We start from the raw sequence: 12594 nt of genomic DNA, 5'->3' as shown, positions 1-12594 counted from the left end.
GCCCGGGGGCGGGGCCCCCCCCCCCCCCCGCGCGCCGCGCGGGCGGGGGGGGGGGGGGCCCCCCCCCGCGCCCCACCGCCATCCGTCACGCGCAGTGCGTCAGGTATCACGCGCGCTGCGTCAATGCCTTACGCGGTGCGTCACGCGCACCGCGCCATCCGTCGTGCGGACCGCGCACCGCGCCATCCGTCACGCGCACCGCGCACCGCGCCATCCGTCACGCGCACCGCGCACCGCGTCACGCGTCTGGAGTCACTCGTGTCCCGCCTCCATCCACCAGTCCCATCCACCCCATCAGATCCATCGGCCTCATCTACCTCATCCACCCCATCAGATGCACCAGCCCCTTCGGCCCCGGCGGCGTCGCCCGGCGGTGCCCGGCGCGGCCGGGCGGGGGCCGTGCTGGCCTGCGTCTGCGTCTGCACCGTCCTCGTCGTCGGATTCGTCGCCTCGATCAACCTCGCGATCCCCGCGCTCGCGACCAGCGGCCTGCACCCCTCGTCCACGCAGCTCCTGTGGATCGTCGACGCCTACGTCACCCTGTTCGCCTGCCTGGTGATCCCGGCCGGCGCGCTCGGCGACCGCTTCGGGCGCAAGGGAGTGCTCATCTGCGGCCTGCTCCTCTTCGCCGTGGGCGCCCTCGTCTCCGCCGCCGCGGGCGACGTGGCGGTGATGCTCGCCGGGCGCGCGATCAGCGGCGCCGGCGCCGCGTGCGTCCTGCCGAACGCGCTCGCCGTGCTCATCCACGCCACCGAGCCGGTCCGGCGCCCGCGCGCGATAGCGACCTGGGCCGCCATGTCCGGCGTGGGCGGCGGCGTGGGCAACCTGGCAGGTGGCGCCGTGCTCACCGCCGGCTCATGGCGCCTGCTGTTCGCGGTCGTCGCGCCGGCGGCCGTGCTGTGCGCGCTCTGGGTCGCGCGGGTCGCCCCGCGCAGTACGCGCCACCAGCGCGCCCTCGACCTGCGCGCCGCCGTGGTCCTGACACTGGCCGCCTTCGCGCTGCTGATCGGGATCATCCAGGGACCGGAACAGGGCTGGGGAAGCGCCGTCGTGATCGGGGCGTTCGCGTGTTCGCTCGTCCTGTTCGGGCTGTGGGCCGTCGGCGAGCTGCGGGTGTCCCAACCACTGCTGGACCCGAGGCTGTTCAAGGTGCCCGCGCTGCGCGCCGCGTGCCTGGGCATGCTCATCGTCTTCGCGGGGATGTTCGGCTTCTTCTTCCTCAACGCCTCGCTGTTGCAGTACGGCCGCGGCTTCTCAGTGTTCCAGGCCGGGCTCGGCGCCCTGCCGCTCAGCGCCCCGCTCCTGCTGGGCGCACGGTATGTCCCGGCCCTGGTGCACCGCGTCGGGGACCGGCTCGTCCTGACGGCCGCGTTCCTCGTCATCGGCGGGGGCCTCTTCGGCCTGGCCACCGGCCTGGACGACGGCTATCCGGTCTACGCGGCCTGGCTGGTCGTCGTCGGGACCGGCGTCACCCTCGCACTGCCCGCGCTCACCGCGGCGATCACGGCCGCGCTGCCGCGCGAGCAGGCCGGCGTCGCGGGCGGCCTCCAGGCGATGACGAGGGAGTTCGGCAGCGCCCTCGGCGTCGCGGTCATCGGAACCCTCCTCACGTCCCGCTTCGTCCGGGAACTGCACGGTGTGGCCCCCGGCGCCCTGGCCGGCGGCCACACCCCCCGTACCGTCGCCGAGGCCCTGGCAGCGGCCCCGGCGCACCGTGCGGCCGTCGTCAGCGCCTACACGACGGGCGCGGACACGGCGCTGAAGACCGTCGCGCTGATCGTCCTGGCGGCCGGCGCCCTCGTCGTCGCCGAGATGAGCTGGGCGGCGCGGCGCGCCCGTACCGAACCCCCGAAGACATCCCCGGCCCGATGAACGCGCCCGCGGACTGTCGCCACACCGCCACACCGCCACCTCGCCACCCGGCCTCCGCCCGCTCCCGGCGCTCCGCGCGCCGCCCGGCTTCCCTATGCTCGGGCCCATGACGCAGAGCACGGGACCAGGTCAGGAAGCCTCCGCCCTCGACGCAGAGGACCGCAAGATCGTCACGCTGGCGCGCAGCGCCCGTGCCCGCAACGGGGTGCAGGAGGGCGCCGCCGTACGCGACGAGACCGGCCGTACGTACGTCGCCGGCACGGTCGCCCTCGACTCGCTGCGGCTGAGCGCCCTGCGCACGGCGGTCGCGATGGCCGTGGCCAGCGGTGCGACCTCGCTGGAGGCGGCGGCCGTGGTCTCGGCGGCGGACGCGGTCGCCGACGAGGACCGGGCCGCGGTGCGCGACCTCGGCGGCGCGGCGACGCCGGTGTTCCTGGCGGGCCCCGACGGCACCGTACGCTCGGCCGTCACGGCGGGTTGACGGGCGCGGGCGCGGCCCGGGTGGTCGGCGCGGCCGCGGCGATCGGGGAGAATGGCCCCCATGAGCGTCAGCACCCCATCGTCCGAGACGGCCGAGACACCCCACAGGGCGGGCTTCGCCTGCTTCGTAGGCCGCCCCAACGCGGGCAAGTCCACCCTCACGAACGCTCTGGTGGGCCAGAAGGTGGCGATCACCTCCAACCGCCCGCAGACCACGCGCCACACGGTCAGAGGCATCGTCCACCGGCCCGAGGCCCAGCTGATCCTGGTGGACACCCCGGGCCTGCACAAGCCGCGCACACTGCTCGGCGAGCGCCTCAACGACGTGGTGCGCACCACCTGGGCCGAGGTCGACGTGATCGGGTTCTGCCTGCCCGCCGACCAGAAGCTCGGCCCCGGTGACCGGTACATCGCCAAGGAACTGGCGGGGATCAAGAAGACGCCGAAGGTCGCTGTCGTCACCAAGACCGACCTCGTCGACTCGAAGACACTGGCCGAGCAGCTGATCGCCATCGACCGGCTGGCCGACGAACTCGGGTTCGCGTGGGCGGAGATCGTGCCGGTGTCCGCGGTCGGGGACCAGCAGGTGGGCCTCCTGGCCGATCTGCTCGTACCGCTGCTGCCCGAGAGCCCGCCGCTGTACCCGGAGGGCGACCTCACGGACGAGCCCGAGCTGGTCATGGTCGCGGAGCTGATCCGGGAAGCCGCGCTCGAAGGCGTACGCGACGAACTGCCGCACTCGATCGCCGTCGTGGTCGAGGAGATGCTGCCGCGCACCGACCGCCCCGCGGACCGGCCGCTCGTGGACATCCACGCCAACGTGTACATCGAGCGGCCCAGCCAGAAGGGCATCATCATCGGCCCCAAGGGCAGCCGGCTCAAGGAGGTCGGGACGAAGTCCCGCAAGCACATCGAGGCGCTCCTCGGCACCCCGGTCTTCCTGGACCTGCACGTGAAGGTCGCCAAGGACTGGCAGCGCGACCCCAAGCAGCTCCGCAAGCTGGGATTCTGACCGCACCCGGGGCCGCGCCCCGGTCAGGCGCCCGTTCCGGTCGGGCGCTCCATTCCGGTCGGGCGCCCCGCTCCGGTCGGGCGCCCTGATCCGGTCAGGCACCGCGGCCAGGGCGCGGCCCGCCGTGACCCGTATCACAGCAACCCGCCGGGCCCGTACGGCGTAGGGCGTACGGCTCCGGAACCCGTCACCGCCCGGCCTGTACGGCCCGGCACCCGCCACCGCCCCGGCCTGCGTGCCCGTCGCCCCGGTCCCGCATGCTGATACGGGTCTCTCACCGCCGCCGGACCTGGGATACAGTTCCGACATCATGCGTTACGGGCTGCTTCTCCTTAGCTGCCGCGGTGAGGGTCTGTTGTCGTAGGTCGGCCCCCTCCCCGCGGAGTTCGGTGCTGCGGTGACCAACCGCCCCGTCGGCCGTCCCAGTCCCACGCGGACCCGGCCGTTCCACGGCCGCCGCGGACACCACGAGGAGCCCTACGCCCCATGTCCCGTCAGACGCCCATCACGAACGCGACGCACACCCAGAAGCCGTCCGGGATGCCGGTCCACAAGTACGGCAAGTACGACGCCGTGGACATCCCCGACCGCACCTGGCCGGACAACCGCGTCACGGTGGCGCCCCGCTGGCTCTCCACCGACCTGCGCGACGGCAACCAGGCCCTGATCGACCCGATGTCCCCGGCCCGCAAGCGTGAGATGTTCGACCTGCTGGTGCGCATGGGCTACAAGGAGATCGAGGTCGGCTTCCCCGCCTCCGGCGAGACGGACTTCGCGTTCGTGCGCTCGATCATCGAGGACCCGGACGCGATCCCGGAGGACGTGACCATCTCCGTCCTGACGCAGGCGCGCGAGGAGCTGATCGAGCGGACCGTCGAGTCGCTGCGCGGCGCCCACCGGGCCACCGTCCATCTGTACAACGCGACGGCGCCGACCTTCCGCCGCGTCGTCTTCGGCGGTACGAAGGACCAGATCAAGCAGATCGCCGTGGACGGCACCCGGCTGGTGGTGGAGTACGCCGAGAAGATCCTCGGCCCCGAGACCACGTTCGGCTACCAGTACAGCCCGGAGATCTTCACGGACACCGAGCTGGACTTCGCGCTGGAGGTCTGCGAGGCGGTCATGGACGTCTGGCAGCCGGAGGAGGGCCGCGAGATCATCCTCAACCTGCCCGCCACGGTGGAACGTTCGACGCCCTCCACGCACGCGGACCGGTTCGAGTGGATGTCGCGCAACCTGTCGCGGCGTGAACACGTATGCCTGTCCGTGCACCCGCACAACGACCGCGGCACCGCCGTCGCCGCCGCCGAACTGGCCCTGATGGCCGGGGCCGACCGGATCGAGGGCTGCCTGTTCGGGCAGGGCGAGCGCACCGGCAACGTGGACCTGGTGACGCTGGGCATGAACCTGTTCTCGCAGGGCGTCGACCCGCAGATCGACTTCTCGGCGATCGACGAGATCCGCCGTACCAGCGAGTACTGCAACCAGATGGAGATCCACCCGCGCCACCCCTACGCGGGCGACCTGGTCTACACGTCCTTCTCCGGCTCCCACCAGGACGCCATCAAGAAGGGGTTCGACGCGCGTGAGGCCGACGCCGCCGCGCGGGGCGTCGGCGTGGACGAGACGCGGTGGGAGGTGCCGTACCTGCCGATCGACCCGAAGGACGTCGGCCGGTCGTACGAGGCCGTCATCCGCGTCAACTCGCAGTCCGGCAAGGGCGGTGTGGCGTACGTCCTGAAGAACGACCACCACCTGGACCTGCCGCGGCGCATGCAGATCGAGTTCTCCCGGATCATCCAGGCGAAGACCGACGCCGAGGGCGGCGAGGTCACGCCCGGCGAGATCTGGTCGGTCTTCCAGGACGAGTACCTGCCGAATCCGGACAAGCCGTGGGGCCGGGTCCAGCTGCGGTCCGGCCAGTCGACGGTGGACACGGAGGGTCGCGACACCCTGGCCGTGCAGGCCGCGGTGGACGGCCAGGAGCACGAGCTGACGGGCACCGGCAACGGCCCGATCTCCGCCTTCTTCGAGGCCCTGGCGACCGTCGGCATCGACGCGCGGCTGCTGGACTACCAGGAGCACACCCTCAGCGAGGGCGCCCGTGCGCAGGCCGCGTCGTACATCGAGTGCGCGATCGACGGGAAGGTGCTGTGGGGCATCGGTATCGACGCGAACACGACGCGTGCCTCGCTGAAGGCGGTCGTCTCCGCGGTCAACCGCGCGGCCCGGTGATCACGCCGTCGACGGGTGATCACACAAAGTGAGGCGGCGGGGAACAACCGCTTGATCACTGTCCGTAGCACCTCTCTGACCTGAGGGTTCTCCGAACCCCGCCCGCCACTTCCGGGGGGCGGGGTTCGGCCATGTCTGGTGAACTGAGTACGGGGTACTGACGTACTTACGGGGATGTGGCTAACATCACGTCCACGGCGACGATGCCGAACCGTTATGGAGGTGCGCGACGTGCTGCGAGCTCAAGGAATAAGCGGCCGGAAACTGCGCATCTGCGGCACACACACCTCGTGGAGCACCGTGGGGGACGGCGAGTTCTTCTGCTCCGACTGCGGGGGCGACCGCAACTACCGGCGCCGCACGGGCCGTCGCCGCTTCACCCTCCTCGGCATCCCGCTGATGGCGCGGGGCAGCGCGGGCCCGGTCGTGGAGTGCGGCGCCTGCCGTACGCACTTCGGCCTCGACGCCCTCGACCACCCCACCACGGCCCGGTTCTCCGCGATGCTGCGCGACGCCGTCCACACCGTGACGCTGGCCGTGCTGACGGCGGGCGGCACCGGGTCGCGCACGGTCAGGGAGACCGCGGTCAGCGTGGTCAGGGCGGCCGGCTTCGACGACTGCACCGAGGACCAGCTGACCGAGCTCGTCGAGGCCCTCGCCGCCGACACGGGCCGGTTCGTCGCGGACCCGGGACCCTGCGGCGCGGCGCTCGCCATCGAGCTCCACGAGGCCCTGGAGCCCCTGGCCCCGCATCTGGCGGCGGCGGGCCGCGAGTCCATCGTGCTGGGCGCGGCACGCGTGGCCCTCGCGGACGGCGCGTACAGCCCGGCGGAGCGCGAGGTCCTGACGACGGTAGGCGGCGCCCTGCAACTGGCCCCCGACGTCACGGCAGGCCTACTGGCAGCAGCCTCCCGCACACCGTCCTGACGGACACCTCCCGGTCCCGGTCCACGGCCCCTGGGTCGCGCACGCGCCGGCCTCCCCCGGGAGAACGGGGCGCTCAGCTCTGGGCTGTTGGCCGTACGACGAGTTCGTTGACGTCCACCTCGGACGGCTGGCTGATCGCGAAGGCGATGGCGCGGGCGATCGCGGACGGGTCCATCGCGATCGCCTCGGCGCGCTCGGTGAGTTGGGCGCGGACCGCGGGGTCCGTGACGCCGTCCGTGAAGTTCGTGCGGGTGAAGCCCGGGGAGACGGTCGTGACCCGCACCGAGTCGCCCGCCTCCTGGCGCAGGCCCTCGGACAGGGCCCGTACGGCGTGCTTGGTGGCCGAGTAGACCGCCTGCGTCGGCACGGTGCGGAAGGCGGCGGTGGACGCCGTGTGCACGAAGTGGCCCGCACCCTGGGCGCGGAAGACGGGCAGCGCGGCGGCGATGCCGTACAGCACCCCCTTGATGTTCACGTCGACCATCGCCTCCCAGTCCTCGACCCGCAGTTCGTCCAGCGGGGAGACGGGCATGACGCCCGCGTTGGAGACGAGGACGTCGAGGCGGCCGAAGCGCTCGCGGGCGAGTTGGACCAGCGCGGTCACATCGTCCCGTACGCGTACGTCGGTCGGCAGGTACGCGGCCTCGCCGCCCGCCTCCTCGATCCGTACGGCCAGTTCCTTGAGCCGCTCGGGGCGCCGCGCGCCGAGGACGACCCGCGCGCCGCGCCGTGCCAGCAGCAGCGCGGTGGCCTCGCCGATGCCGCTGCTCGCGCCCGTGATCGCGACGACCTTGCCCGCGACTGCCTCGGGGTTTCCTTCGGGATCTGCTACCAGTTGTGCCATGTCCTCCACCGTAGGAACGGGGCAGGGTATGCGTCCAACGAAACACTCGCATGTGTGTTATGCGTAGGAGTCATGACCTTCCTCGATGTGTCCCTGCCGGGGCTGCGGGTGGTGCGGGAGATCGCGGACCGCGGTACGTTCAGCGCCGCCGCGGCCTCCCTCGGCTACACCCAGTCCGCCGTATCGCGGCAGGTCGCCGCCGTCGAACGGGCCGCGGGCGGGCCGGTGTTCGAGCGCCGGCAGGACGGTGTGCGGCTCACCGCCACCGGCCGCGTCGTGCTGCGGCGGGCCGCCGCCGTGCTCGACGAGATCGACGCCGCCGACCGCGAACTGCGCGGCATGCCGGCGGAGACCGGCACCGTACGCGTCGGTGTGTTTCCGAGCGCGGGCGCGGTCGTGCTGCCGCGCGCGCTGACCCTGCTGCGCCGGGCGCATCCCGGCATCACCGTCGTCAGCCGGGAGGGGCACACGCCCACGCTGCTGCGGGCCCTGCGCGCGGGCAGTGTCGACCTGGCCCTGATCGGCGCGCGCCCGCCCTTCCGCGCCCCCGACGCGGAGGAGCCCGCGCTGGTGACCGAGACGCTGGTCGAGCAGAGCCTGTACGTGGCGGTGCCGACGACCCATCCGCTGGCCGAGCTCGACTCCGTCCCCGTCGCGGAACTCGCAGGACAGCGGTGGATCGCGGGGCGCTCCTCCGACGACGAACCGCACCTGGGCGCGTGGCCCGGCCTCAGCGGGCGGCCCGAGATCGCGCACACCACCAAGGACTGGTTCGCGCGGCTGCGCCTGGTCGCCGCGGGCTGCGGCCTGACCACGGCGCCCGGCTTCTTCGCCGCCGACGCGCCACCGGGCGTACGCGTTCTGCCGGTGCACGGCGGGTCGGACGAGCGGCGCAGGATGGTCCTGGCCCGGCTGCCGGGGCGGCTGCCGGAGTCCGCACGGCGGGTCGCGGAGGCGCTGCGCACGGCGACGGCGGAGACCGTCGTACCGACCGTGTGACCTCGCCTTTCCGCGCGGTCGGCCATGCCGTCGTACCGACCGCGTGACCCGCCCTTTCCGCCCGGTCGGCCACCTGGCCCGGCGCCGCGTGTGCCGTACGGGACAATGGACGCCATGAGTCTGTTCCGGGACGACGGCGTCGTACTGCGGACCCAGAAGCTCGGTGAGGCCGACCGGATCATCACGCTTCTGACCCGCGGCCACGGGCGGGTCCGCGCTGTCGCGCGCGGGGTGCGGCGGACCAAGTCGAAGTTCGGGGCGCGGCTCGAACCCTTCTCCCACGTCGACGTGCAGTTCTTCGCGCGCGGCAGCGAACTGGTCGGCCGCGGCCTGCCGCTGTGCACGCAGGGCGAGACCATCGCGCCCTACGGCAGCGGCATCGTCACCGACTACGCCCGCTACACCGCGGGCACCGCGATGCTGGAGACCGCCGAGCGGTTCACCGACCACGAGGGCGAACCCGCGGTACAGCAGTACCTGCTGCTGATCGGCGGCCTGCGGACGCTCTCCCGCGGCGAGCACGCCCCGCACCTGATCCTCGACGCGTTCCTGCTGCGCTCGCTCGCCGTCAACGGCTACGCGCCCAGCTTCGAGAACTGCGCGCGGTGCGGCCTCGACGGCCCCAACCGCTTCTTCTCCGTCGCGGCGGGCGGCATCGTCTGCGGCGACTGCCGCGTCCCCGGCAGCGTCGTCCCTTCCACGGAGGCGGTCAGACTGCTCAGCGCGCTGTTGACGGGCGACTGGGGCACGGCGGACGCCTCGGAGGACCGCCATGTACGCGAGGGCAGCGGCCTCGTCTCCGCGTACCTGCACTGGCACCTGGAGCGGGGCCTGCGCTCCCTCAAGTACGTCGACACGGGCCACGGCCGCCGCGGCGGCGCCCGCCCATCCGCAGCGCACGACGTGCCCGGCCGCGCGTAGCGTGCGTGCGCCGGGCCGGGCACGGCGCCGGCCGGCCCTCGCCGCGAGGCCCGTAATACGCCGGCTGGCCCCCGCCGCGGGGCCCGGAATACGCTGACGGGGTCTCCGGGCACGGCAGCGGTCAAGAACATCGCGGGTCAGAGCTGTCCGGGGGGCATACCGCCTTCGGGAAGTCAGGAGAGCACGGGGCATGGCACGACTCATGGGGCGTTCCCGCCGCGAGTACAAGACGCCGGAGCCGCACCCTTCCGGTGCCCAGCCGCCGAAGATCCCCGGCGAACTGGTGCCGAAGCACGTCGCGGTCGTGATGGACGGCAACGGCCGGTGGGCCAAGGAGCGCGGCCTGCCGCGCACCGAGGGGCACAAGGTGGGGGAGGGCGTCGTGATGGACGTCCTCAAGGGGTGCATCGAGATGGGTGTGAAGAACCTGTCGCTGTACGCCTTCTCGACCGAGAACTGGAAGCGCACCCCGGACGAGGTGCGGTTCCTGATGAACTTCAACCGCGACGTGATCCGCCGCCGCCGCGACGAGATGGACGAGCTGGGCATCCGCATCCGCTGGGTCGGCCGCATGCCGAAGATGTGGAAGTCGGTCGTGCAGGAGCTCCAGGTCGCGCAGGAGCAGACCGTCGGCAACGACGCGATGACCCTGTACTTCTGCGTCAACTACGGTGGCCGCGCGGAGATCGCGGACGCGGCGCGCGCGATCGCCGAGGACGTCGCGGCCGGGCGGCTCGACCCCTCGAAGGTCAACGAGAAGACCGTCGCCAAGTACATGTACTACCCGGACATGCCGGACGTGGACCTCTTCCTGCGGCCGAGCGGTGAGCAGCGGACGTCCAACTACCTGATCTGGCAGAGCAGTTACGCGGAGATGGTGTTCCAGGACGTGCTGTGGCCCGACTTCGACCGGCGCGACCTGTGGCGTGCCTGCCTGGAGTACGCGCAGCGGGACCGGCGCTTCGGCGGCGCACTGCCCAACCTGGCCGAGCAGCCGGGTCGCACCGACCGGGCCGAGTAGGCGGCGGACGGCGGAGCGGGCGGCGGGCCGAGCCGAAGCCACGGGCGGTGGCCGGCCCGCACCGACGGCCCCCGGCCCGGACGGGCGGTGGCCGCACCAGCCGGGCGGCAACCGCCGCCGGCGCCCGGCCCGGCCACCTGCGTGCCGCTACTTGCCCGCGCAGTCCGCGCACGTACCGAAGATCTCCAGGGTGTGCGCGACGCCCACGTATCCGTGCTGCGCGGCGACCGTCTCGGCCCACTGCTCGACGGCGGGGCCCTCGACCTCCACGGCCGCGCCACACATCCGGCACACCAGGTGGTGGTGGTGCGACTCGCTCGCGCACCGGCGGTATACGGACTCACCCTCCGTAGTGCGCAGCACGTCGACCTCGCCCGCGTCGGCGAGGGACTGGAGCGTACGGTAGACCGTGGTCAGGCCGACGGAGTCGCCCCGGTGCTTGAGCATGTCGTGCAGTTCCTGCGCGCTGCGGAACTCCTCGACCTCGTCCAGGGCGGACGCTACCGCCGCACGCTGGCGGGTGGACCTGCCGCGTACGGGGGGTCCGTCACTGTGCGCGGTCGTCACAGATGCCTCCTGGGCTTCGTGGGGCTTCAACAGCAGTACCTCGTTCACCGCTCCCTCCATTCTGCCAGCCGCCTCCGATTTGATCCGGGGGGTGAGGCCGCCGCTAATCTGAGGTATTCGCCGTTCGCCGTCATCGTAATGAAGAGAGCACCGTGGCCGCCGACAAGATCGACAGCATCGTCAACCTGAGCAAGCGCCGTGGCTTCGTCTACCCGTCCAGTGAGATCTACGGCGGTCAGCGGGCCGCCTGGGACTACGGGCCGCTCGGGGTCGAGCTGAAGGAGAACATCAAGCGCCAGTGGTGGCGCTACATGGTCACTTCGCGCGAGGACGTGGTCGGCCTTGACTCCTCGGTGATCCTGGCCACCGAGGTGTGGCAGGCGTCCGGGCATGTCGAGACGTTCACCGACCCGCTCACCGAGTGCACCTACTGCCACAAGCGCTTCCGCGCCGACCACCTTGAAGAGGCGTACGAGGAGAAGCACGGCAAGGCACCCGCGAACGGCCTGGCCGACCTCAACTGCCCCAACTGCGGCAACAAGGGCACCTTTACCGAGCCCAAGCAGTTCTCCGGCCTGCTGTCCACCCACCTCGGCCCGACGCAGGACTCGGGCTCGGTCGCCTACCTGCGGCCCGAGACCGCGCAGGGCATCTTCACCAACTTCGCGCAGGTCCAGCAGACCTCGAGGAAGAAGCCCCCGTTCGGCATCGCCCAGATCGGCAAGTCGTTCCGCAACGAGATCACACCGGGCAACTTCATCTTCCGCACCCGCGAGTTCGAGCAGATGGAGATGGAGTTCTTCGTCAAGCCGGGCGAGGACGAGAAGTGGCACGAGTACTGGCTGGAGCAGCGCTGGAACTGGTACACGGGCCTCGGCATGCGCGAGGAGAACATGCGCTGGTTCGAGCACCCGGCGGAGAAGCTGTCCCACTACTCCAAGCGGACGGCGGACATCGAGTACCGCTTCCAGTTCGGCGGCGGCGAGTGGGGCGAGCTCGAGGGCGTCGCGAACCGTACGGACTACGACCTGGGCGCGCACGCGAAGGCGTCGGGCCACGACCTGTCGTACTTCGACCAGGAGGCCGGCGAGCGCTGGACGCCGTACGTGATCGAGCCCGCCGCCGGTGTCGGCCGCGGCATGCTCGCGTTCATGCTCGACGCGTTCAACGAGGACGAGGCGCCGAACGCGAAGGGCGTCATGGAGAAGCGCACCGTGATGCGTCTCGACCCGCGTCTCGCGCCGGTCAAGGTCGCGGTCCTGCCGCTGTCCCGCAACCCGCAGCTGTCGCCGAAGGCCAAGGGCCTCGCGGAGGACCTGCGCCGCAACTGGAACATCGAGTTCGACGACGCGGGCGCCATCGGCCGCCGCTACCGCCGGCAGGACGAGATCGGCACGCCGTTCTGCGTGACCGTCGACTTCGACACGCTGGACGACAACGCCGTGACCGTGCGCGAGCGCGACACCATGGCGCAGGAGCGCGTCTCCCTCGACCAGATCCAGGCGTACCTGGGCTCGCGCCTCCTCGGCTGCTGAGACCGCGGGGCCGCTGCCGCGGAACCGGCACCGCACCGGCATCGGCACCACCGCCGGCACCGTACGAAGGGCCTGCCCCCACGGGGGGGACGGGCCCTTCGGGCGTGAGGGCGCCCGCGGCCGGGAGGAGGTCGGCCGACCACACACAGGAACGGTCGACCACAAGCACGAACCGCCGCGC

11 protein-coding genes are annotated in these 12594 nt (G+C 72.1%); 9 read left to right on the top strand and 2 right to left on the bottom strand.

The window, feature by feature from the left end:
• Positions 1-399 precede the first annotated feature (399 nt).
• The 5 genes from LCE31_RS07410 to LCE31_RS07390 all read left to right on the top strand — a co-directional run bounded on the left by LCE31_RS07410 (position 400) and on the right by LCE31_RS07390 (position 6526).
• Complete coding sequence (locus LCE31_RS07410; RefSeq protein WP_225013195.1) at positions 400-1872, top strand: MFS transporter; 1473 nt, start codon at positions 400-402, stop codon at positions 1870-1872.
• Between the two features lie 106 nt (positions 1873-1978).
• Positions 1979-2353 (top strand): cytidine deaminase, encoded by a 375-nt coding sequence (locus LCE31_RS07405; protein ID WP_225013194.1) that lies wholly within the window; start codon positions 1979-1981, stop codon positions 2351-2353.
• Positions 2354-2404: 51 nt separating this feature from the next.
• Positions 2405-3364 (top strand): GTPase Era, encoded by a 960-nt coding sequence (era, locus tag LCE31_RS07400; RefSeq protein ID WP_225013193.1) that lies wholly within the window; start codon positions 2405-2407, stop codon positions 3362-3364.
• Between the two features lie 486 nt (positions 3365-3850).
• On the top strand, positions 3851-5599 hold the full coding sequence (gene leuA, locus LCE31_RS07395; RefSeq protein WP_225013192.1) for a 2-isopropylmalate synthase: 1749 nt from the start codon (positions 3851-3853) through the stop codon (positions 5597-5599).
• Positions 5600-5815: 216 nt separating this feature from the next.
• On the top strand, positions 5816-6526 hold the full coding sequence (locus LCE31_RS07390) for a TerB family tellurite resistance protein (protein ID WP_225013191.1): 711 nt from the start codon (positions 5816-5818) through the stop codon (positions 6524-6526).
• A 73-nt stretch (positions 6527-6599) separates the two neighbouring features.
• Here LCE31_RS07390 and LCE31_RS07385 read toward each other — a convergent pair whose 3' ends face one another.
• Positions 6600-7370, bottom strand: coding sequence for an SDR family oxidoreductase (locus tag LCE31_RS07385; RefSeq protein ID WP_225013190.1), 771 nt, complete (start codon positions 7368-7370; stop codon positions 6600-6602).
• A gap of 72 nt (positions 7371-7442) precedes the next feature.
• Here LCE31_RS07385 and LCE31_RS07380 point away from each other — a divergent pair, with 72 nt between their 5' ends.
• From LCE31_RS07380 to LCE31_RS07370, 3 genes are all read left to right on the top strand, one after another.
• Positions 7443-8369, top strand: coding sequence for a LysR family transcriptional regulator (locus LCE31_RS07380; protein ID WP_225013189.1), 927 nt, complete (start codon positions 7443-7445; stop codon positions 8367-8369).
• Between the two features lie 114 nt (positions 8370-8483).
• A complete protein-coding gene (gene recO / locus LCE31_RS07375) occupies positions 8484-9290 on the top strand; it encodes a DNA repair protein RecO (protein ID WP_225013188.1) in 807 nt (268 codons plus the stop codon).
• Between the two features lie 190 nt (positions 9291-9480).
• Positions 9481-10311: an isoprenyl transferase gene (locus LCE31_RS07370; protein ID WP_225013187.1), complete on the top strand. Its 831-nt coding sequence runs from the start codon at positions 9481-9483 to the stop codon at positions 10309-10311.
• Between the two features lie 147 nt (positions 10312-10458).
• On the opposite strand, the gene LCE31_RS07365 is transcribed toward LCE31_RS07370, so the two are convergent.
• Positions 10459-10878, bottom strand: a complete 420-nt coding sequence (locus LCE31_RS07365; RefSeq protein ID WP_225013196.1) for a Fur family transcriptional regulator — start codon at positions 10876-10878, stop codon at positions 10459-10461.
• Between the two features lie 152 nt (positions 10879-11030).
• Here LCE31_RS07365 and LCE31_RS07360 point away from each other — a divergent pair, with 152 nt between their 5' ends.
• Entirely contained in the window at positions 11031-12413 is a 1383-nt protein-coding gene (locus LCE31_RS07360) for a glycine--tRNA ligase (protein WP_225013186.1), read from the top strand.
• Positions 12414-12594 lie beyond the last annotated feature (181 nt).

The organism is Streptomyces sp. 8L (assembly GCF_020176795.1).
Classification (GTDB): domain Bacteria; phylum Actinomycetota; class Actinomycetes; order Streptomycetales; family Streptomycetaceae; genus Streptomyces.
This window is presented reverse-complemented; position numbering and strand designations above follow the sequence as displayed.

Bases quoted from the DNA above. Each gene is read 5' to 3' on its own strand.
- LCE31_RS07405 (WP_225013194.1), top strand. From the start codon at position 1,979: ATGACGCAGAGCACGGGACCAGGTCAGGAAGCCTCCGCCCTCGACGCA.
- era (WP_225013193.1), top strand. From the start codon at position 2,405: ATGGCCCCCATGAGCGTCAGCACCCCATCGTCCGAGACGGCCGAGACA.
- leuA (WP_225013192.1), top strand. From the start codon at position 3,851: ATGTCCCGTCAGACGCCCATCACGAACGCGACGCACACCCAGAAGCCG.
- LCE31_RS07390 (WP_225013191.1), top strand. From the start codon at position 5,816: ATGGAGGTGCGCGACGTGCTGCGAGCTCAAGGAATAAGCGGCCGGAAA.
- LCE31_RS07385 (WP_225013190.1), bottom strand. From the start codon at position 7,370: ATGGCACAACTGGTAGCAGATCCCGAAGGAAACCCCGAGGCAGTCGCG.
- LCE31_RS07380 (WP_225013189.1), top strand. From the start codon at position 7,443: ATGACCTTCCTCGATGTGTCCCTGCCGGGGCTGCGGGTGGTGCGGGAG.
- recO (WP_225013188.1), top strand. From the start codon at position 8,484: ATGAGTCTGTTCCGGGACGACGGCGTCGTACTGCGGACCCAGAAGCTC.
- LCE31_RS07370 (WP_225013187.1), top strand. From the start codon at position 9,481: ATGGCACGACTCATGGGGCGTTCCCGCCGCGAGTACAAGACGCCGGAG.